This is a genomic window from Pseudomonas sp. YY-1, assembly GCF_002843095.1.
GTDB lineage: Bacteria > Pseudomonadota > Gammaproteobacteria > Pseudomonadales > Pseudomonadaceae > Aquipseudomonas > Aquipseudomonas sediminis_A.
In genome coordinates this window covers 1-20,498 of record NZ_PJLX01000006.1, presented here as the reverse complement: position 1 = coordinate 20,498, position 20,498 = coordinate 1, and the positions used below count along the sequence as shown (strand labels likewise).

Below are 20,498 nucleotides of genomic sequence, written 5' to 3'. Positions count from 1 at the left end.
GCACACAGACCGCCGCCAGGACGGTCGGTCGTCTGCTACACCGCGTCGCGCGGTAGCAGCAGGCCGAGCGGCAGGCGCACCCGCGCCTCCAGGCCGCCGCCGGAGCGGTTGCGCAGCTCGACGCTACCACCATGCAGCGCCGCGATGCGCTTGACGATGGCCAGACCCAGGCCGGTGCCGCGCCCACCACGCGCCCGATCACCGCGAATGAAGGGGTTGAAGATACTGTCCAGCTCGGCCGGATCGATACCGTTGCCACGGTCCAGCACGCTCAGCACCACATAAGGCGCGTTGTGGTCGCCGGCCAGGCTGGCGACCACCTCGACGGCATCACCACCGCCGTGATTGAGAGCGTTCTCCACCAGATTGGTCAGCAGCCGCTTGGTCGAAACGCGGCGCAGCGGGAACGGCGGGATCGGCTCGAGGCACAAACGCACGCGCTCGCCATTCTGGTTGTAGGGCGCCAGGGTTTCGCGCACCAGTTCGGAGAAGTCCAGCTCCTCCACCGGCTCGTCGCGGCCGTCGCGGATAAAGGCGAGGAACTGATCGAGAATGGCATCCATGTCCTCGATATCGCGCACCATGTCGTCGGTCAGCTCGGTGTCGTTATCCATGAACTCCAGGGCCAGCCGCAGGCGAGTCAGCGGCGTGCGCAGATCATGAGAAACACCGGCCAGCATCAGTTCGCGTTCGCGCCCGGCCTGTTCGACGTCCTCGGCCATTTGGTTGAAAGCGCGGTACACCTCGGTCATCTCGCTTGGCGTATCACCCACCGGCAGGCGCACGCTGCGCCCCTGACCAAGCTGGCGAGCGGCATAGACCAGGCGCTTGAGCGGCGCATTGAGCTGGCGCACGAAGATCCAGGCCGCAGCCGTGGACAGCAGGCCGATACCGAGGAACCAGCCAAGTACGCTCCAGATACGTTGGCCACGCAGCGGATGCGGATACATCGGTACCCGTACCCAGCCGTCGCCGAGGCTCGGCGCGTGCACCCACAGCGCCGGCGGCGTGGTGGCACGCACATGGGTTTCGGTATCGGGGCCCAGCTCGGTTTGCATCTGCCGCTGGAAGATCTCGCTGTAGGGCCAGTGCTGCTCGCTGGCCGGCACCTTGTCCCGCGGGATGCGTTTGAGCCCGGCGGCCTGGGCGATATGGTCGCGATCATCGGGGTTGGCTGCCCAGTAGGCGCGCAAGGTCAGCGCCGCACCGTGGCTGTACTGGCGGTCGACCAGTACATCCTCGTTCATCATCAGGTACACCAGGGTCAGTGCCTTGGAGAACAGCACGACCACCAGCACCAGCCACAAGGTGCGGGCGAAGAAGCTTTGCGGGAACCAGTAAGGGGCTTTCATCAACACGTAACCGGAGGAGCGAGCGCTGCTCGCGAAAATGTGGCTTCGATTCGCGAGCGGCGCTCGCTCCTACAGGTCACTTGTTGCCGTCGGGAACGAACACGTAACCCACACCCCAGACAGTCTGGATATAGCGCGGCTTGGACGGGTCCGGCTCGATCAGGCGACGCAGGCGGCTGATCTGCACGTCGATGGAGCGCTCCAGCGCATCCCATTCGCGGCCACGGGCCAGGTTCATCAGCTTGTCGCGGGTCAGCGGCTCGCGCGCATGCTGCACCAGCGCCTTGAGCACGGCGAACTCGCCGGTGGTGAGCATATGCACTTCCTCACCCTTCTTCAGCTCGCGGGTGGCCAGGGACAATTCGTACTCGCCGAAGCTGACGCTCTCGTCCTCGCTGCCCGGCGCACCCGGCACCACCGGTGCCTGACGGCGCAGCACCGCCTTGATCCGCGCCAGCAGCTCACGCGGGTTGAAGGGTTTGGCCAGGTAATCGTCAGCACCCAGTTCCAGACCCTGGATACGACTGGACTCATCGCCCTTGGCGGTGAGCATGATGATCGGCATCTGGTTGCCTGCTTCGCGCAAGCGGCGGCAAGCAGAAAGGCCGTCTTCGCCCGGCAACATCAGGTCCAGCACCACCAGATTGAACAGTTCGCGCGCCAGCAGACGATCCATCTGCTCGACGTTCTCCACTGCGCGAACCCGGTAGCCCTGCTCATCGAAGAAGCGCTCGAGCAAGCGGCGCAGGCGGGCGTCGTCATCGACGATGAGGATCTTCTCGCCTTCGGCGACAGGGGCAGCGGACTGGGTCATGGCGTCTCCTTGGACAGCCGTACTGAGGACGGCAAGTGGCGGCATTATCGCTCAGGCGCATGGGTGGGCGCTTTAGCCATTGTTAGCAGATTTTTCCCCAACGGTTCGCAGCTCTCGCGAATGCGGTGTTTATAATGCGCCGCTTTCGTGTCTGGCCAGCGTCTTTGCGGCCGCCCTGTCGCTTCAGTGGGTAGTTTTCATATGGATAGCATCAACAACCGTATCGCCGATGAACTGGGCGTGCGCCCGCAACAGGTTGCCGCCGCCGTGGCCCTGCTCGACGAAGGCTCCACCGTGCCCTTCATCGCCCGTTATCGTAAAGAAGTGACCGGCAGCCTCGACGATACCCAACTGCGCCACCTGGAAGAGCGCCTGCGCTACCTGCGCGAGCTGGACGAACGCCGTGCGGCGATCCTCGCCAGTATCGAGGAGCAGGGCAAGCTGACCCCCGAACTCAAGCGCGAGATCAACCTGGCCGACACCAAGACGCGCCTCGAAGACCTCTACCTGCCGTACAAGCAAAAGCGCCGCACCAAGGGCCAGATCGCCCTGGAAGCCGGCCTCGGCGAGCTGGCCGATGCACTGTTCAACGACCCGAGCCTGACGCCCGAGCAGGAAGCCGAGCGTTTCATCGACGCCGAAAAGGGCTTCGCCGACGTCAAGGCCGTGCTCGAAGGTGCCAAGTACATCCTCATGGAGCGCTTCGCCGAAGACGCCGCGCTACTGGACAAGCTGCGCAGCTTCCTCAAGGACAACGCCACCCTCAGCGCTCGCCTGGTGCCGGGCAAGGAAAACGAAGGCGCCAAGTTCAGCGACTACTTCGAACACGACGAAGCGCTCAAGGGCGTACCGTCGCACCGCGCGCTGGCGATTTTCCGGGGACGCAACGAAGGCATTCTCAGTTCCAGCCTGAAGGTCGGCGAAGAGCTACCCGGCACCCTGCATCCATGCGAGCTGATGATCGGCGAGCGCTTCGGTATCAGCGCGCAAGGCCGCCCGGCGGATAAGTGGCTGGGTGAAGTGGTGCGCTGGACCTGGAAGGTCAAGCTCTATAGCCACCTGGAAACCGACCTGCTCGGCGAGCTGCGCGAGAAGGCCGAGGACGAGGCGATTGCCGTATTCGCCCGTAACCTGCACGATCTGCTGCTGGCGGCCCCGGCTGGCCCACGTGCCACCCTGGCGCTTGACCCGGGCCTGCGCACCGGCTGCAAGGTGGCGGTGGTCGACGCCACCGGCAAGGTGCTGGAAACCGCTACTGTCTATCCGCACGCGCCACGCAACGACTGGGACGGCACCCTGGCCATCCTCGCCAAACTCTGCGCCAAGCATGGCGTCGACCTGATCTCCATCGGCAACGGCACCGCCAGCCGCGAGACCGACAAGCTGGCTGCAGAGCTGATCAAGAAGGTGCCGGGCCTGAAGCTGACCAAGGTGATGGTCTCCGAGGCCGGCGCCTCGGTGTATTCGGCCTCGGAACTGGCCGCCCGCGAATTCCCCGATCTCGACGTGTCGCTGCGTGGTGCGGTGTCCATCGCCCGCCGCCTGCAGGACCCGCTGGCCGAACTGGTGAAGATCGACCCGAAATCCATTGGCGTCGGCCAATACCAGCACGACGTGTCGCAGCTCAAGCTGGCGCGTAGCCTGGACGCCGTAGTCGAGGACTGCGTGAACGCCGTCGGCGTCGATGTGAACACAGCCTCCGCTGCCCTGCTGGCGCGCATTTCCGGCCTCAACACGACCCTGGCGCAGAACATCGTGCAGTACCGCGATGCCAACGGCGCCTTCGCCAGCCGCGCAGCACTCAAGCAGGTACCGCGCCTGGGCGAGAAGACCTTCGAACAGGCTGCCGGCTTCCTCCGCGTGATGAACGGCGACAACCCGCTGGACGCCTCTGCCGTGCACCCGGAAACCTATCCGTTGGTCGAGCGCATCGCCGCTGGTACCGAGCGCGATATCCGCTCGCTGATCGGCGATTCGGGCTTCCTCAAGCGCCTTGATCCGGCCAAGTTCACCGATGAGCGCTTTGGCCTGGTCACCGTCGGCGACATCCTCAAGGAACTGGACAAGCCTGGCCGCGACCCGCGCCCAGAGTTCAAGACCGCCGAGTTCCAGGAAGGTGTGGAAACCCTCAAGGACCTCGAACTGGGCATGGTGCTCGAAGGCGTGGTGACCAACGTCACCAACTTCGGCGCCTTCGTCGACATCGGCGTGCACCAGGACGGCCTGGTGCACATCAGCGCGCTGTCGGAGAAGTTCATCAAGGACCCACACGAAGCGGTTAAGGCCGGCGACGTGGTCAAGGTAAAGGTGATGGAAGTGGATATCCCGCGTAACCGTATCGCCCTGTCCATGCGCATGGGCGATACCCCGGGAGAGAAAGTCGAAGGCGCACGTGGTGGCCAGTCGCGCGGTGGCAACCGTGGCGGCAATACCCCACGTAGCGAGCGCCATTCCAGCCAGGACAAACCGGCACCCGCCACTGGCGGCATGGCCGCCCTGTTCGCCAACGCCAAGCAGTTGAAGAAATGAGTACGACCGACAACGTGGGCGCCAGCAGCGCCTTTTCCCGCCTGCTGGGCCTGGAGATTCTCCAGGTCGGCGGCGGCGAGGCGCGCGTGCGCCTGACCCTCACCGACGACTTGCGCAACCTGCACGGTAAATTGCACGGCGGCGCACTGTTCTCGCTGATCGACACCGCCATGGGCCAGGCCAGCCATAGCCTGGGCGATGGCGGCCCGAGCAGCGTGACCCTGGAGTGCAAGATCAACTACATCCGCCCGGTGTCCGAGGGCAGCGTACTGTGCCATGCCAAGGTGCTGCATGCCGGGCGCCGTACCCAGGTGGTCGAGGCCGAAGTGCTGCAGGGCGACAAGCTGGTCGCCAAGGCACAAGGCACCTTCGCCTGCGTGTAATCGGCGCCGCTCGAGCTGGTCTAATCTGGGAAACCGTTCGCCCCTTGCAGAGTGCAGGGGCGATCCCCATATTGTGGCGACTGCCCAGTTAGGAATTGCATCTTGAGCGATCTTCTCTCCCGCCGCCTGGCTCAGCTCGGCGAGCCGGCCAACCTGTCCCTGCTGGGTGAGTGCCTGCACGGCATCGAGCGCGAATGCCTGCGCGTCGATCGCGACGGCCAGCTGGCCCTGACCCCGCACCCGCAGGCGCTGGGCTCGGCGCTGACCCATGCGCAGATCACCACCGATTATTCCGAGTCGCTGCTGGAGTTCATCACCGGCACCGCCAACGATCCGGCCGCCACCCTCGCCGAACTGGAAGACATCCATCGCTTCGCCTACGACAAGCTCGATGACGAACTGCTGTGGAGCCCGTCGATGCCCTGCCCTCTGCCGGACGAAGAGACGATTCCCATCGCCCGCTACGGCAGCTCCAACATCGGCCGCCTCAAGTACGTATACCGCAAGGGCCTGGCACTGCGTTACGGCAAGACCATGCAGTGCATCGCCGGCATCCACTACAACTTCTCCCTGCCCGAGGGGCTGTGGCAGCTGCAACAGCAGAGCGAAGGCAACGAACAGAGTGCGCGTGACTATCAGTCGGCCCGTTATATCTCGCTGATCCGCAACTTCCGTCGCTACAGCTGGCTGCTGATGTACCTGTTCGGTGCCTCGCCGGCGCTGGACAAAGGCTTCATGCGTGGCCGCCCGCACCACCTTCAGGAACTGGACGCAGACACCCTGTACCTGCCCTACGCCACCAGCCTGCGCATGAGCGACCTGGGCTACCAGAGCAGCGCACAGTCCGGCCTCACCCCCTGCTACAACGACCTGGCCAGCTACACCGACAGCCTGCGTCTGGCGGTGGGCACGCCCTATCCGGCCTATGTCGAGGCAGGAACCAAGCGCGGCGACGAATGGCTGCAGCTGAACACCAACATCCTGCAGATCGAGAACGAGTACTACTCGAGCATCCGCCCGAAACGCGTCACCTACAGCGGCGAACGACCGATACAGGCGCTGATGAGCCGTGGCGTGCAATACGTGGAAGTACGCTGCCTCGACATCAACCCCTTCCTGCCGTTAGGCATCGACGTGGCGCAAGCGCGCTTCATCGACGCGTTCCTGCTGTTCTGTGCCCTGGAAGACAGCCCGCTGCTGGAGAACGGCGAGTGCAGCAGTTGCACCAGCAACTTCCTCAAGGTGGTCAAGGAGGGGCGTCGTCCCGGCCTGCACCTGCAGAAAGGTAGCCAGCAGGTGGAGCTCAAGGTCTGGGCCAGCGAATTGCTCGAGCGCATTCTGCCGTTGGCCGAACTGCTCGATCGCAGCCAGGACGGCAATGCGCACGTCGAGGCCCTGGCGCAGCAACAAGCCAAGGTCGCGGATGTGGAAATGACGCCGTCGGCGCAGGTGCTGGCGATTCTGCGTCAGGGCAAGAGCTTTACCGAGTTCGCCCTGCAGCAGAGCCAGCGTCACGCCGAATACTTCCGCGCTCAGCCGCTCAGCCCACAGCAGCAGCAGGCTTTCGAACAGACCGCGCACGACTCGCTGGCCGCGCAGGCGGAGCTGGAGGCGCAGCCCACAGGCGATTTCGACGCCTTCGTCGCCGCTTACCAGGCGAGCATCCTGGCGCTGGCCGTTTAGGTCTCACCGCAGCCAGGGCCGCGCGCACCTATACGCACCGGGGTAACCGCGGTGCGCACTCTACGTGCCCCGGTTGCACGGGCGACGAAGCGTCGACTGCGTCACAAAGCAAACCAGCGGAGCAAAAGCCAGGATGGGCGGCCATACCTATGGCCGCCCGGCCAGCTAGCATTGCCGGGTAAAGGACGATAGACGAGCAGCGCCCATGGCCGATGACGCCACGCCGCAATGGAGCCTGGAGAGCCTGACCAAGGCCTACCAGCAAGGTTATATGGCCGGCCTCACGGGTCAGCCCAGAACCCGCCAGCCCTATCCTGCCGAAATCCCCGCTGCGGCCTGGGAGGCCGGCTGGGATGACGGCTTCGAGCAGATGCGCTTGCAGCAGCACAGCGCCTGACACTCTGAACGCATTGTGGGAGGGGCTTTAGCCGCGACTGATTCATCGCTCGCGACTAAAGCCCCTCCCACTCATCGCATTTGTCTTCCTACAACGTCTTCTCGAACACCTTCGAATTGCGCTGGTAGTTGTACAGCGACGCCCGCGCGGTGGGCATGCGCTCGACGCTGCTCGGCTCGAAGCCGCGCTCGCGGAACCAGTGGGCGGTACGGGTGGTGAGGACGAACAGGGTCTTGATCCCCTGTGCCCGCGCCCGCGCCTCGATCCGCTCGAGCAGCTCGTCACCACGACCACCGTGGCGATAGTCGGGATTGACGGCCAGACAGGCCAGCTCGCCACAGTCGGAATCGGCGAGGGGATACAACGCCGCACAGGCAATGATCAGCCCTTCGCGCTCGACGATGCTGAACTGCTCGATCTCGCGCTCCAGCACCTCCCGCGAACGGCGCACCAGAATGCCCTGTTCTTCCAGCGGACTGATCAGCTCGATCAGACCACCGACATCCTCGATGGTCGCCTCGCGCAGGGATTCGAACTGCTCCTGCGCCACCAGAGTACCGTTGCCGGTGCGGGTGAACAGTTCGCTGAGCAACGCGCCATCGGTGGCATAACTGACGATATGGCTACGCTTCACGCCACCACGACAGGCTTCGGCAGCAGCATCGAGTAGCTCGCCCTGATAGTTGCTGCCCAGCCGCGCCAGATGCGCCGGCACCTGCTGCGGACGCAGTTCGCGCACCAGCTTACCGTTTTCATCGAGCAGGCCATCCTCGGCGCCGAACAGCAGCAGCTTGTCCGCGCCCAGGTCGACGGCGGCGCGGGTGGCGACATCCTCGCAGGCCAGGTTGAAGATTTCTCCGGTGGGCGAATAACCCAGCGGCGACAGCAGCACGATGCTGCGTTCGTCGAGCTGACGATTGATGCCCTTGCGGTCGATGCGCCGTACTTCGCCGGTGTGGTGGTAGTCCACGCCATCGACCACGCCGATCGGCCGCGCGGTGACGAAGTTACCGCTGGTCAGGCGCAGGCGCGAGCCCTGCATCGGTGAGGCGGCCATGTCCATCGACAGACGCGCCTCGATGGCGATGCGCAGTTGGCCGACGGCATCGATCACGCATTCCAGGGTCGGTGCGTCGGTGATGCGCAGGTCGCGATGGTAATGCGGGGTCAGGCCACGGGCGGCGAGGCGCGCCTCGATCTGCGGGCGCGAGCCATGCACCAGCACCAGGCGCACGCCAAGGCTGTGCAGCAGCACCAGGTCGTGGACGATATTGGCGAAATTCGGATGGGCAACACCCTCGCCCGGCAGCATGACCACGAAGGTGCAGTCGCGATGGGCATTGATGTAAGGCGAAGCGTGGCGTAACCAGGTGACGTAGTCGTGCATGAGCAATCCATTAGTGTCGAGACGTAGGACGGGCATAGCCGTCATGTTCGGTTAGAGAGTCGCTCTCATCGTCGCAGCACGTCTTCACTCCGGGTCAGGCAGTAGTGTTGGATCAGTTGGCGCAGTATGGCCACAGTAGGTTCGATGCGGGCCAGCTCCAGGTGTTCCCCGGGCTGGTGCGCACAGTCGATATCGCCGGGGCCAAGTACCAGCGTCTCGCAGCCAAGCTGCTGAAGATAAGGCGCTTCGGTACCGAACGCCACCGCCTGGGCCGTGTGGCCGGTCAACCGTTCGGCCAGACGCACCAGCTCGGCATCGGCGCGCTGCTCGAAGGGCGGCACGGCCGGGAACAGCGGGCCATAGTCGATCCGCACCTGGTGCTTGAGCGCCAACGGCTGCAACTTACCGCGAATCGCCTCACGCAGTTGTTCCGGGTCCATGCCCGGCAGCGGACGCAGGTCGAACTCCAGGGCGCACTGGCCACAGATGCGATTGGGATTGTCGCCGCCGTGGATGCAGCCGAGGTTCAGCGTCGGTTGCGGCACACTGAACTGCGGGTTGTTGAACTCGCGCTGCCACTGCGCGCGCAGGCCGCGCAGCTCACCCATCACGTCCTGCATGGCTTCCAGCGCGCTGTGGCCAAGCGCCGGATCGGAGGAATGGCCGCTCTGCCCAAGGATGTCGATGCGCTCCATCATCACGCCCTTGTGCAGGCGAATCGGCTTGAGGCCGGTGGGCTCGCCGATCACCGCTGCGCGACCAAGAGGCCGACCAGCATCGGCCAGGGCGCGAGCACCGGCCATGGAGCTTTCTTCATCACAAGTAGCAAGGATCAGCAGCGGTTGCTGGAAAGGCTGATCGAGCAGCGGCCGCACGGCTTCGATGGCCAGGGCAAAAAAACCTTTCATGTCGCAACTGCCAAGGCCCACCCAACGATCACCGACCTCGGTCAGCTTGAGTGGGTCGCTCTGCCATAGCGCGGCATCGAAGGGCACGGTATCGCTATGCCCAGCCAGCACCAGACCACCTGGGCCACTGCCATAGCTGGCGAGCAGGTTGAATTTGCCGGGGGCGATCTGCTGAGTTTCGCAGGTAAAGCCCAGATCACCGAGCCAGGCAGCGAGTAGCTCGATGACGGGCGCGTTGCTCTGGTCCCAATTGGGCTGGGTGCAGCTCACCGATGGCGCAGCGATCAGCGCAGCGAACTGCTCTTGAAAGGACGGCAGGGGCATCGGCGATCTCCTAAAACGATGCCCCATCATAGGGGCATCGTCCTGTCGGTGAAACCGCCGAAGTGGAATCAGACTCCGCCGAACAGCAAACGCAGAATGAAGAAGAAGATGATCGACAGAATCGCACCGGCCGGCAGAGTGATGATCCAGGACAGGAAGATCTTGCCGATCATGCCCAGGTTCAGCGCACCGATACCGCGCGCCAGGCCGACACCGAGAATCGCACCGACCAGGGTGTGGGTGGTGGAAACCGGCAGCCCCAGGCCCGAAGCACTGACCACGGTGGTAGCGGCAGCCAGTTCGGCAGCAAAACCACGGCTAGGAGTCAACTCGGTGATTTCCTTGCCGATGGTGGCGATGACCTTGTAGCCATAAGTGGCCAGACCGACCACGATACCCAGTGCGCCCAGCAGCAGGATCCAGCCTGGAACGATGGACTTCTCACCCGCGGCCAGTTCACCGCCGCTTTGGATCACGCCGACGATGGCGGCCAGCGGACCAACGGCATTAGCCACGTCGTTGGAACCGTGGGCGAAGGCCATGGCGCAGGCGGTAAAAATCATCAGGATGGCGAACACCTTCTCCACACTGGAGAAGTGGAAGGCCTTGTCCGCCTCGGCATCGACATGGATGCGGCTGAGCAGCGCGATACCGATCAGCATGACCAGCACACCGACACCGATCGAAAGCATGAAGCCTTCGGTGCTGGAGAGGTTCAGACCGACGTGCTTGAGGCCCTTGGTCATGGTCATCAGCGAGATCATGAAGCCGGTGATGAACATGTACAGCGGCACGTAACGCTTGGCGTTGAGGAAGGGATTGTCGGTGTCGATGATCAGCTTCTGCACGCTGACGAACAGGCAGAAGGAGATGATACCGGCCAGCATTGGCGTGACCACCCAACTGGCGACGATGGGGCCAACGCCACTCCAGTGCACCGCATCCATCGACACGCCAACCGCAGCGAAGCCGATCACCGCACCGACGATGGTGTGCGTGGTCGATACTGGCCAGCCACGCGTCGAAGCGACCAGCAGCCAGGTACCCGCCGCCAGCAACGCCGACATCATGCCCAGCACCATCAGGTTGGGGCTGATCATGTTGGCATCGACGATGCCGTTCTTGATGGTTTCGGTCACCTCGCCGCCAGCCAGATAGGCACCAGCGAATTCGAAGACCATGGCGATGATGATCGCCTGCTTGATGGTCAGCGCGCGTGAGCCGACCGACGTACCCATGGCGTTGGCGACATCATTGGCGCCGACGCCCCAGGCCATGAAAAAACCGAAAAGGCAGGCAAGGACGAGCAGAACCAGCCCGTAGTCCGCAATCAGAGACATAAAGTAAGTTTCCGTAGATCCCAGAAAGGACACTGGCGCTTAGCGCGCCAGCAGTTGTTCCAGTCGGTTGCCCACTCGTTGGGCACGGTCGGCGACATCGCCGATCCAGTCGATGATCTGATAGAGGAACATCACATCGACCGGAGGAAGGTCCTTCTCCAGTTTGAACAGGTTGCGGCGCACCTCGATCTGCAGGCGGTCGGTATCGTTTTCGATCGAACCGAGCTCCTCGATCAGGTTTTCCACCAGCACTGCTTCGCGGCCGGCGAAACCGGTTTCGAGCAGTTCGTCCAATTCGTTCATTGCCTTCAGCGCCTGGGCGCTGGCGTCCACACTGCGCTGTACGTAGGTGCGCACCAGTGGCTGCAGTGGCTGCGGAATAGCCATCTGCCGGCCGAGCATCAGACCAGCGATGTCCTTGGCACGGTTGGCGACTTTGTCCTGTACACTGAGCAGCTCAAGCAGGTCCGAACGCGGCACCGGCAGGAACAGGCTCTTGGGCAGGTGCAGGCGCACGCTTTTCTTCAGCTTGTCGGCCTCGTGCTCCAGCCGGGACATCTCCTGTTGCACCTGTTCTACCTTGGCCCAATCCTCGGCCATGATGGCCTCGAAGAAGGGAACCAGGTTCGCCGCGCACTCGTGGGCCTTGGCGATATGCTGTTGCATGGGGCCGATGGGTGAACGACCGAACAGGCTGACAAAGGGATTGATAGGCATAGGGTAAGCCCCCGTTTTGAGAAGGCCGCAAGTATAGGGACCGGATTCGTCATTCGCCAGCGCGCGTCATCGGTCTGTCACATTTTCATAAAAGGCGTCATAGCTCTCCACCATGGTCAAAGAAACCGAAATCAAACTGCGCGTCAGTCGTACCACCCTGGCAGCCCTGCGCGAACACCCACTGCTGAAGAAGCGCAACAAGAGTGGCTGGCAGCGCGGCGAACTGTTCAACCAGTACTACGACACACCAGACCGCGACCTGGCCAGCGCCAAGGTCGCCCTGCGCCTGCGCCGTGACGGCGAGCAGTTCATTCAGACGCTGAAGAGCCGTGGCCAAAGCGTCGCCGGCCTGTCCGAGCGTAACGAGTGGGACTGGTACCTGAGCAAGGCCAAGCTCGACCTGAAAAAACTTGATGACACGTGCTGGCCAGCCAGCCTGGCCGAGCTGGACAAGAAAACCCTGCAGCCGCTGTTCACCACCGACTTCGTTCGCGAAAAGGCCGAAATCGCCTGGGGTCGCGGCAAGGCCAAGGTGGTCATCGAGGCCGCGCTGGATCTGGGCAGGGTCATCGCCGGCGAGGGCGAAGAAGAGATTTGCGAGCTGGAGCTGGAACTGCGCCAGGGCGAACCGGCTGCGCTGCTGGAGCTGGCCTGCGAGCTGGCTGCCGAACTGCCGCTGATGCCTTGTGATATCAGCAAAGCCGAGCGTGGCTATCGCCTATTCGATGCTGGCAGTTACAGCCTGAGTCTGCCGGCGCCCGCCTTGACGCCCGAAATGAGCCTGGACGACGCCTTCGCCGCACTCGCCTGGCACTTGCTCGGCGCCAGCCAGCGCCTGGCCGAGCAGTATCGCTGGAACGGCCATTGGAGCCTGCTGCAGCAATGGCTGGAGCAACTGATCGACCTGCGCGCCCTGCTCGCCAGCCTCGGCCAGGCCGCGCCACGCGCCAGCTCGCGCGAGTTGCGCGAAGCACTCGATGCCCTGCTCGACGATTGGCGCCCGCGCCTGGCGGCAGGCCAGGACGACGACAGCATGCGGCGCAATGCCCCGGCGCTGTTCGCCGCCGAGCTCGACGGCTGCCGCTGGGGTCTGCTGTCGCTGAAACTGTCGCACTGGCTGCTGCAACGCAGCTGGACGACAGAGCGCAACAATCGTGGCAACCGCCAGGGCAGCGCGGCTCTGGGCAACTGGCTGCCGACCCTGTTGAACGAAGAAGGTACCGCTCTGCAACTGCGCCGCTACCAGCAGCAGCCGGAGGATCTGGCCGAACAGATGCCACGTCTAGAACGCCTGCTGGTCTGGCTGCGCCTGGCGCGCGGCGTGCTGGAAGTGCCCGAGGTCGACCGCCTGTATGGCGAGCTGAACAAGCTCTACGAACTGGCGCAGCAGGACCTGGACGACGAGCAGCGTCAGCTGCGCGCGACTCAGACGCAGATCGTGAACAGCCTCAAGGCCTGGAAGGCGTTGGTGAAATAGCGGCTGGGCGCTCACAACCTTCGCGGCTGAAGCCGCTCATACAGACCGCGGTACAACGCCCCGATCAGTGACACCATGAAAAACGGGCCCCGCGGGGCCCGTTTTTGCTTTCAGCCAGACGCTTAGTTGCTGCGACGGCTGTCTACGACCTGCTGCCAGGACGGGTTGGTGGTCTCGTCCATGGCCTGCTGCATGGCCTTCTTGCGTTTTTCCTCGGCCCGATGGGCGAAGAACCAGGCCAGGAAAGTGGCGAACGACACCGCCAGCAGGATCAGGCTGGCCACCGCGTTGATCTCCGGTTTAACCCCCAGACGCACGGCAGAGAAGATCTCCATCGGCAGAGTGGTCGAGCCAGGACCGGAGACGAAGCTGGCCAGAACCAGATCGTCCAGCGACAGAGCGAAGGACATCATCGCACCCGCTGCCAGCGACGGCGCGATCATCGGTACGGTGATCAGGAAGAACACCTTCCACGGCCGTGCGCCCAGGTCCATGGCCGCCTCTTCGATGGACATGTCCAGCTCACGCAGACGCGACGACACCACGACCGCCACATAGGCCGAGCAGAAGGTGGTGTGGGCGATCCAGATGGTGGTCATGCCGCGCTGCATCGGCCAGCCGATCAGTTGCGCCATCAGCACGAACAGCAGCAGCAGGGACAGACCGGTGATCACTTCCGGCATCACCAGCGGTGCAGTGACCAGGCCACCGAACAGGGTACGCCCCTTGAAGTGGGTGATGCGGGTCAGCACGAAGGCCGCCAGGGTGCCCAGCGCCACCGCCGCGATGGCGGTGTAGCAGGCGATTTCCAGCGAGCGCATCACCGAGTTCATCAGCTGGGTGTTATCCAGCAGGCCGACATACCACTTCACCGACCAGCCGCCCCACACCGTTACCAGCCGTGAGGCGTTGAACGAGTAGATGACCAGAATGACCATCGGCAGGTAGATGAAGACCAGGCCGGCCCAGAGCATGATGCTGGAGAAACTGAAACGCTTCATGGGCGGCCCTCCAGCTCTTTGGCTCCGCTTCTGGTTGGAAAGCCGGTTGAAGAGAATGATGGGTTCACAGTGATTGAACGAATCATGGCCGCCCCTCCAACTCTTTAGCTTGGTTGCGGTTAAAGAGGATGATGGGCACGATCAGGATCGCCAGCATCACCACCGCCAGGGCGGACGCTACAGGCCAGTCGCGGTTGTTGAAGAACTCCTGCCACAGCACCTTGCCGATCATCAGGGTCTCCGGGCCGCCGAGCAGTTCGGGGATGACGAACTCGCCAACCACCGGAATGAACACCAGCATGGAGCCAGCGATGATGCCGTTCTTCGACAGCGGCACGGTAATCTTCCAGAAGTTGTTGAAGTTGCTCGAGCCCAGGTCAGAAGCCGCCTCCAGCAAGCTGAGGTCGTGCTTCACCAGGTTGGCGTAGAGCGGCAGGATCATGAACGGCAGGTAGGAATACACGACACCGATATAGACCGCGATGTTGGTGTTGAGGATCTGCAGCGGCGTATCGATCAGGCCAATGCTCATCAGCAGGCTGTTGAGCAGACCGTTGTTGCCGAGAATGCCCATCCAGGCGTAGACGCGGATCAGGATCGCGGTCCAGGTCGGCATCATGATCAGCAGCAACAGCACGGTTTGCTGCGACTTCGGCGCACGAGCGATGGCGTAGGCCATCGGGTAGCCGATCAGCAGGCACAGCAGGGTGCTGAACAACGCGACCTTCAACGAACCGAGGTAGGCCGACAGATACAGCGCATCCTCGGTGAGGAAGATGTAGTTGCCGAAGTTCAGCAACAGCGTCAGCTTGTTATCCGCCCACTCGTAGATTTCCGTGTAGGGCGGGATCGCCACATCGGCCTCGGCGAAGCTGATCTTCAGCACGATGACGAACGGCAGCAGGAAGAACATGAACAGCCAGAGGAACGGGATGCCGATAACGGCATGCCGCCCACTGGGCAGATAGCGCGCCAGTTTGCTCGGTTTCATGATTGCAGTACCACGCCGCTGTCGTCTTCCCAGTAAACCACTACCGGATCGTCCCAGGTCGGACGCTTGCCGCGGCGCTCGGCGTTGGCGATGAAGCACTGCACGATCTGCCCGGACGTGAGTTTGACGTGGTACACCGAGTGGCCGCCCAGGTAGGCGATGTCGTGCACGTGGCCACGGCTCCAGTTGTATTCGGGGTGCTCGTGGTCTTCCGGCAGTGCCGTGGCCATCAGCAGCTTCTCGGGGCGCAGGGCGTAGCTGACGGACTTGTTCTCGGCGCGAGTACTGACGCCGTGCCCAATGTAGATTGGCTTGTCCAGTTGCGGGCAGTCGATGATCGCGTGGTCGACCTCGTCGGTGGTGATCTGGCCGTCGAACAGGTTGACGTTGCCGATGAACTCGCACACCAGGCGACTGGTTGGCGTCTCGTAGATGTCGATCGGGCTGCCGGTCTGGGCGATCCAGCCCAGGTGCATGATGGCGATGCGCTGGGCCATGGTCATGGCCTCTTCCTGGTCGTGGGTCACCATCACGCAGGTCACGCCGACGCGCTCGATGATCTCTACCAGCTCCAGTTGCATCTGCGAACGCAGTTTCTTGTCCAGCGCGCCCATCGGCTCGTCGAGCAGCAGCAGTTTGGGACGCTTGGCCAGCGAGCGAGCCAGAGCCACGCGCTGGCGCTGGCCACCGGAGAGCTGGTGCGGCTTGCGCTTGGCGTACTGGGTCATGTGCACCAGCTTGAGCATCTCGGCCACGCGCTCGTCGATCTCGGCCTTGGGCAGCTTGTCCTGCTGCAGGCCAAAGGCGATGTTCTGCGCCACGGTCATGTGCGGGAACAGCGCGTAGGACTGGAACATCATGTTGATCGGCCGCTGGTACGGCGGCATGTCGGTGATGTCGACGCCATCGAGGATGATGCGCCCTTCGGTCGGCCGCTCGAAGCCGGCGAGCATGCGCAGCAGGGTCGACTTACCGGAGCCGGAGCCACCCAGCAGGGCGAAGATCTCGCCCTTGTTGATGGTCAACGAGACGTCGTCGACGGCCACGGTCTCGTCGAACTTCTTGGTCACCCGATCGATCTTGACCAGCACCTCTTTCGGTGTCTGATCCCCCTCGAGGGCTTTTTTGTAGGCGCTGGAGGCAACAGCCATTTAGGAAAACTCCCGGAAGATTGTGCCCGACCCCTGCGGCCGGGCAGGAACGATTACTGACCCGACTTGACCTTGGTCCAACTGCGGGTCATCAGGCGCTGCACACGCACCGGCAGCTCGGCGGAGATGTACAGCTTGTCTAGCACCGACTGAGGCGGGTACACGGACGGGTCGTTGCGGACCTCCTCGTCCATGAATTCGTCCGCCTTGGTATTGGGGTTGGCATAACCCACATAGTCACTGACTTCGGCGATCACCTCAGGCTCGAGGAGAAAGTTGATGAAGGCATGCGCCTGCTCGGCGTTCGCCGCGTCGGCCGGGATGGCCATCATGTCGAACCAAAGGTTGGCGCCTTCCTTGGGGATGCTGTAGGCGATTTCGATGCCCTTGCCGGCTTCGTCGGCGCGGTCGGCGGCCTGCAGGATGTCGCCGGAGAAACCGGCAGCCACGCAGATATTGCCGTTGGCCAGATCGCCAATGTACTTGGAGCTGTGGAAGTAGGTGACGTAGGGACGCACCTCCAGCAGCTTGGCCTCGGCCTTGGCGTAGTCATCAGGGTTGGTGCTGTTGGGGTTCAGGCCCAGGTAATTGAGCATGGCCGGGATCATTTCATCGCCCGAGTCGAGGAAGGCCACACCGCATTCGCTGAGCTTCTTGATGTTTTCCGGCTCGAACAGCACGGCCCAGGAGTCGATCTCCTCGACACCGAGCGCAGCCTTGACCTTCTCGACGTTGTAGCCGATGCCATTGGTGCCCCACAGGTAAGGCACGGCGTACTGGTTACCGGGGTCGTTGGTTTCCAGTTGCTTGAGCAGCGCCGGATCGAGGTTGTCCCAATTGCTCAACTTGCTGCGATCGAGCGGCTGGAAGGCGCCCGCGCGAATCTGCTTGCCGAGAAAATGGTTGGAGGGCACCACCACGTCGTAGCCGCTACGGCCGGCGAGCAGTTTGCCTTCGAGGGTTTCGTTGGAGTCGAAGACGTCATAGATCGGCTTGATGCCGGTTTTCGCTTCGAACTTGGCCAGCGTCTCTTCGCCGATGTAATCGCTCCAGTTGTAGATGTGCACCGTGGACTGGGCCAGAGCAGCACTACAGAAGGCGGAAGCCGCCATCGCGATCAGAGACTTGGGCAGGGTAACTCGCACAGTATCATCCTCGTTTTTGTGTGCCGCCCGAAAAAGGCGCGGCACTTTATAGGAAAATCGTTCGTCGATCAGCGGCCGCTTTTGATTCTCGTCCAGTCACGGGTCAGCCAACGCTGCACCTCGGGCTTACGCTCTTCGGCAACGTAGAGTTTGGCCATGACCTCCTCACTGGGATAAACGCCAGGGTTGTCCCGTACGCTCTCGTCGACCAGCTCGGTGGCCTTGAGGTTGGGGTTGGCGTAGGCGACGTAGTCACTGATCTTGGCGATCACGTCGGGGCGCAGCAGGTAGTTGATGAATTCGTGGGCTTCGGCGACGTTCTTCGAGTCCTTGGGGATGGCCAGCAGGTCCGCCCACATGGCGGTGCCTTCCTTGGGAATGATGTAGATGATCTCGTCGCTACGACCGGCCTCTTCGGCGCGGTCAGCGGCCTGCAGCACATCGCCGGAGTAGCCGAAGGCGGCGCAGATATTGCCGTTGGCCAGGTCGGAGATGAATTTGGAGCTGTGGAAGTAGGTGATGTAAGGGCGCACCTTCATCAGCTGCTCATAGGCCTTCTCGTAGTCTTCACGCTTGGTGGTATGCGGCGACAGGCCCAGGTAGTTGACCGTTTGCGGCAGCACTTCGTCGCCCGAGTCGAGCAATGCGATGCCACAGGAGGCGAGCTTCTCGGCGTATTTCGGGTCGAACAGCAGCTCCCAGGAATCCAGTGGTGCATCGTCACCGAGCACGGCGCGCGCCTTGGTGGCGTTCAGGCCGATGCCGTTGGTGCCCCATAGGTAGGGCACCGAATATTCGTTGCCGGGGTCGCCCGCGGCCAGGTTTTTCATGATGGTCGGGTCGAGATTGACCAGATTGGGCAGCTTGGATTTATCCAGCTTCAGGTAGGTGCCGGCACGTACCTGCTTGGCCAGGAAGTGGTTGGTCGGAACCACCACGTCATAGCCGCTCTGGCCGGTGGCCAGCTTGCCATCGAGGGTTTCGTTGGAGTCGAAAACGTCATACACCACCTTGATACCGGTTTCCTTCTCGAACTCGGCAATGGTGTCCGGCGCAATGTAGTCGGACCAGTTGTAGACCTTGACCACACGGTCGGCGGCCTGGGCAACAGACATACCAATGGCAGCGGCGATCAGGCCAGCCAGCAGGGTAGAACGACGCATGACGTTTCCTCTTCTTGCGATTTGGGTACCTGGCGGGCGAACCCGCCAGGCGGCGTTGCTTCGTCGCTTAGCGACCGGACTTGATCTTGGTCCAGCTGCGGGTCATGGTGCGCTGCACCGCCGGAGCCAGGTCCGGGAAGGTGTAGATCTTCTTCAGCACTTCCGGAGTCGGGTACACGCCCGGATCGGTACGCAGTGCTTCATCCACCAGCGGCGTGGCTGCGGCGTTGCCGTTGGGGAACTGCACGTAGTTGGTGATGTTGGCCATCACCGCTGGCTCCATCAGGTAGTTGAGGAACACGTGTGCAGCTTCGACGTTCTTGGCGTCAGCCGGCACCGCCAACATGTCGAAGAAGGAACCCGCGCCTTCCTTCGGAATGTTGTAGCCGACTTCCACACCGTTCTTCGCTTCTTCGGCGCGTGCCTTGCTCTGGTAGATGTCGCCCGAGTAGCCGATAGCGACGCAGATGTTGCCGTTGGCCAGGTCGGAGATGTACTTGGAGCTGTGGAAGTAAGCCACCGAAGGACGAATCTTCATGAACAGCTCTTCGGCCTTCTGCAGCTCGCCCTTGTCGCTGCTGTCCGGGGCGTAGCCCAGGTAATGCAGAGCGGCCGGGAGAATCTCGGTCGGCGAATCGAGGAAGGAAACGCCGCAAGACTTCAGCTTTTCCATGTTCTCGGGCTTGAACACCAGATCCCAGGAGTCGACCGGCGCGTCTTCGCCGAGCACGGCCTTGACCTTCTCGACGTTGTAGCCGATGCCGATGGTGCCCCACATGTAAGGGATCGAGTACTGGTTGCCCGGGTCGCTCGGATCCAGGGCCTTGAGCAGGTCCTTGTCCAGGTTCGACCAGTTCGGCAGCTTGGACTTGTCCAGTTTCTGGAACACGCCAGCCTTGATCTGCTTGGCCAGGAAGGGGTTGGACGGCACCACTACGTCGTAACCGGAGCTGCCAGCCAGCAACTTGGCTTCCAGTACTTCGTTGCTGTCGAAGACGTCGTAGACGACCTTGATGCCGGTTTCCTTCTCGAAGTTGGCCAGGGTGTCTTCGGCGATGTAATCGCTCCAGTTGTAGACATGCAGCACCTTGCTGTCAGCCTGAGCAGCGCCTGCCACGGCCGCGGTCAGGGACAACGCGAGAAGGGTCTTGCCGAATGTTTTCATGCGTACAGCTCCTGTTGTTGTGTCGTTATTCCAGAGGTCGCGCAAGCCGTTCCAAACAGGACGGCTCACGCACTCTGGCGCAGTCTGGCAAGGTCATGGCACCGCTGACAACTTTCCGTGACTGCGGGCTTTCAGACCGACAGGTCACGCAGGGTCAGATCCAGGCACTTGCGTGCTTTCTCTACCAGCTCATCCACTTCCGCCTGGCTGATCACCAGAGGCGGCGCAATGATCATGGTGTCGCCCACGGCGCGCATGATCAGACCGTTGTTGAAACAGTGGCCGCGGCAGATCATGCCTACCGCCTTGTCACCCGGATAACGTGTGCGCGTCGCCTTGTCCTGCACCAACTCGATGGCGCCTAGCATGCCAATACCGCGCACTTCGCCCACCAGCGGGTGATCCACCAGCTCACGTAGACGACGCTGCAAATACGGTGCCGTTTCTGCCTTCACCCGCTCGACGATGCCTTCTTCCTTGAGAATGCGCAGGTTCTCCAGCCCCACCGCCGCCGCCACCGGATGACCGGAATAGGTGAAGCCGTGGTTGAAGTCGCCATGCGCTTCGATCA

Annotated in this window: 18 protein-coding genes; 5 read left to right on the top strand and 13 right to left on the bottom strand. The window is 62.7% G+C overall.

What is annotated here, in order from left to right:
* Window positions 1-35: 35 nt before the first annotated feature.
* Complete coding sequence (locus CXP40_RS10190; RefSeq protein ID WP_106733613.1) at window positions 36-1,352, bottom strand: ATP-binding protein; 1,317 nt, start codon at window positions 1,350-1,352, stop codon at window positions 36-38.
* A gap of 76 nt (window positions 1,353-1,428) precedes the next feature.
* Complete coding sequence (ompR, locus tag CXP40_RS10185) at window positions 1,429-2,166, bottom strand: two-component system response regulator OmpR (RefSeq protein ID WP_106733612.1); 738 nt, start codon at window positions 2,164-2,166, stop codon at window positions 1,429-1,431.
* A gap of 201 nt (window positions 2,167-2,367) precedes the next feature.
* On the opposite strand from ompR, the gene CXP40_RS10180 reads away from it, so the two are divergent.
* The 4 genes from CXP40_RS10180 to rmf all read left to right on the top strand — a co-directional run bounded on the left by CXP40_RS10180 (window position 2,368) and on the right by rmf (window position 7,158).
* Complete coding sequence (locus tag CXP40_RS10180) at window positions 2,368-4,695, top strand: Tex family protein (protein WP_106733611.1); 2,328 nt, start codon at window positions 2,368-2,370, stop codon at window positions 4,693-4,695.
* A complete protein-coding gene (locus CXP40_RS10175) occupies window positions 4,692-5,078 on the top strand; it encodes a PaaI family thioesterase (RefSeq protein WP_106733610.1) in 387 nt (128 codons plus the stop codon). Before CXP40_RS10180 ends, CXP40_RS10175 begins: the two co-directional genes overlap by 4 nt.
* 102 nt (window positions 5,079-5,180) lie before the next feature.
* Window positions 5,181-6,761, top strand: a complete 1,581-nt coding sequence (gshA, locus tag CXP40_RS10170) for a glutamate--cysteine ligase (protein WP_106733609.1) — start codon at window positions 5,181-5,183, stop codon at window positions 6,759-6,761.
* Between the two features lie 205 nt (window positions 6,762-6,966).
* Window positions 6,967-7,158, top strand: coding sequence for a ribosome modulation factor (rmf, locus tag CXP40_RS10165; protein ID WP_106733608.1), 192 nt, complete (start codon window positions 6,967-6,969; stop codon window positions 7,156-7,158).
* A gap of 88 nt (window positions 7,159-7,246) precedes the next feature.
* Here the strand turns inward: rmf and argA are convergent, their stop codons facing one another.
* From argA to CXP40_RS10145, 4 genes are all read right to left on the bottom strand, one after another.
* Entirely contained in the window at window positions 7,247-8,545 is a 1,299-nt protein-coding gene (gene argA, locus CXP40_RS10160) for an amino-acid N-acetyltransferase (RefSeq protein ID WP_099522932.1), read from the bottom strand.
* 65 nt (window positions 8,546-8,610) lie between these two features.
* On the bottom strand, window positions 8,611-9,777 hold the full coding sequence (argE, locus tag CXP40_RS10155; RefSeq protein WP_157831684.1) for an acetylornithine deacetylase: 1,167 nt from the start codon (window positions 9,775-9,777) through the stop codon (window positions 8,611-8,613).
* A gap of 68 nt (window positions 9,778-9,845) precedes the next feature.
* Window positions 9,846-11,117: an inorganic phosphate transporter gene (locus CXP40_RS10150; protein ID WP_099522934.1), complete on the bottom strand. Its 1,272-nt coding sequence runs from the start codon at window positions 11,115-11,117 to the stop codon at window positions 9,846-9,848.
* A 39-nt stretch (window positions 11,118-11,156) separates the two neighbouring features.
* Window positions 11,157-11,834 carry a TIGR00153 family protein gene (locus CXP40_RS10145; protein WP_099522935.1) on the bottom strand — a complete coding sequence of 226 codons (678 nt, stop codon included), beginning with the start codon at window positions 11,832-11,834 and terminating at the stop codon, window positions 11,157-11,159.
* A 112-nt stretch (window positions 11,835-11,946) separates the two neighbouring features.
* Here CXP40_RS10145 and CXP40_RS10140 point away from each other — a divergent pair, with 112 nt between their 5' ends.
* Complete coding sequence (locus CXP40_RS10140; RefSeq protein WP_106733606.1) at window positions 11,947-13,311, top strand: inorganic triphosphatase; 1,365 nt, start codon at window positions 11,947-11,949, stop codon at window positions 13,309-13,311.
* Window positions 13,312-13,433: 122 nt separating this feature from the next.
* On the opposite strand, the gene CXP40_RS10135 is transcribed toward CXP40_RS10140, so the two are convergent.
* The 7 genes from CXP40_RS10135 to CXP40_RS10105 form a co-directional block, all read right to left on the bottom strand.
* Entirely contained in the window at window positions 13,434-14,312 is an 879-nt protein-coding gene (locus CXP40_RS10135; RefSeq protein WP_106733605.1) for an ABC transporter permease subunit, read from the bottom strand.
* Window positions 14,313-14,394: 82 nt separating this feature from the next.
* Window positions 14,395-15,276 carry an ABC transporter permease subunit gene (locus CXP40_RS10130; RefSeq protein ID WP_177429655.1) on the bottom strand — a complete coding sequence of 294 codons (882 nt, stop codon included), beginning with the start codon at window positions 15,274-15,276 and terminating at the stop codon, window positions 14,395-14,397.
* Between the two features lie 23 nt (window positions 15,277-15,299).
* A complete protein-coding gene (potA, locus tag CXP40_RS10125) occupies window positions 15,300-16,454 on the bottom strand; it encodes a polyamine ABC transporter ATP-binding protein (RefSeq protein WP_099522939.1) in 1,155 nt (384 codons plus the stop codon).
* A 53-nt stretch (window positions 16,455-16,507) separates the two neighbouring features.
* Entirely contained in the window at window positions 16,508-17,599 is a 1,092-nt protein-coding gene (locus CXP40_RS10120) for a polyamine ABC transporter substrate-binding protein (protein WP_106733604.1), read from the bottom strand.
* A 68-nt stretch (window positions 17,600-17,667) separates the two neighbouring features.
* Window positions 17,668-18,762, bottom strand: coding sequence for a polyamine ABC transporter substrate-binding protein (locus CXP40_RS10115; RefSeq protein WP_106733603.1), 1,095 nt, complete (start codon window positions 18,760-18,762; stop codon window positions 17,668-17,670).
* A gap of 67 nt (window positions 18,763-18,829) precedes the next feature.
* Entirely contained in the window at window positions 18,830-19,927 is a 1,098-nt protein-coding gene (locus tag CXP40_RS10110; RefSeq protein ID WP_106733602.1) for a polyamine ABC transporter substrate-binding protein, read from the bottom strand.
* Window positions 19,928-20,058: 131 nt separating this feature from the next.
* Window positions 20,059-20,498 (bottom strand): aminotransferase class III-fold pyridoxal phosphate-dependent enzyme (locus CXP40_RS10105; RefSeq protein WP_157831683.1); only part of this gene is annotated, 440 nt, incomplete at its 5' end.

Excerpts from the sequence above, each read along its gene's own strand:
- CXP40_RS10190 (WP_106733613.1), bottom strand. The coding sequence starts at position 1,352 with ATGAAAGCCCCTTACTGGTTCCCGCAAAGCTTCTTCGCCCGCACCTTG.
- ompR (WP_106733612.1), bottom strand. The coding sequence starts at position 2,166 with ATGACCCAGTCCGCTGCCCCTGTCGCCGAAGGCGAGAAGATCCTCATC.
- CXP40_RS10180 (WP_106733611.1), top strand. The coding sequence starts at position 2,368 with ATGGATAGCATCAACAACCGTATCGCCGATGAACTGGGCGTGCGCCCG.
- CXP40_RS10175 (WP_106733610.1), top strand. The coding sequence starts at position 4,692 with ATGAGTACGACCGACAACGTGGGCGCCAGCAGCGCCTTTTCCCGCCTG.
- rmf (WP_106733608.1), top strand. The coding sequence starts at position 6,967 with ATGGCCGATGACGCCACGCCGCAATGGAGCCTGGAGAGCCTGACCAAG.
- argA (WP_099522932.1), bottom strand. The coding sequence starts at position 8,545 with ATGCACGACTACGTCACCTGGTTACGCCACGCTTCGCCTTACATCAAT.
- argE (WP_157831684.1), bottom strand. The coding sequence starts at position 9,777 with ATGCCCCTGCCGTCCTTTCAAGAGCAGTTCGCTGCGCTGATCGCTGCG.
- CXP40_RS10150 (WP_099522934.1), bottom strand. The coding sequence starts at position 11,117 with ATGTCTCTGATTGCGGACTACGGGCTGGTTCTGCTCGTCCTTGCCTGC.
- CXP40_RS10145 (WP_099522935.1), bottom strand. The coding sequence starts at position 11,834 with ATGCCTATCAATCCCTTTGTCAGCCTGTTCGGTCGTTCACCCATCGGC.
- CXP40_RS10140 (WP_106733606.1), top strand. The coding sequence starts at position 11,947 with ATGGTCAAAGAAACCGAAATCAAACTGCGCGTCAGTCGTACCACCCTG.
- CXP40_RS10135 (WP_106733605.1), bottom strand. The coding sequence starts at position 14,312 with ATGAAGCGTTTCAGTTTCTCCAGCATCATGCTCTGGGCCGGCCTGGTC.
- potA (WP_099522939.1), bottom strand. The coding sequence starts at position 16,454 with ATGGCTGTTGCCTCCAGCGCCTACAAAAAAGCCCTCGAGGGGGATCAG.
- CXP40_RS10115 (WP_106733603.1), bottom strand. The coding sequence starts at position 18,762 with ATGCGTCGTTCTACCCTGCTGGCTGGCCTGATCGCCGCTGCCATTGGT.
- CXP40_RS10110 (WP_106733602.1), bottom strand. The coding sequence starts at position 19,927 with ATGAAAACATTCGGCAAGACCCTTCTCGCGTTGTCCCTGACCGCGGCC.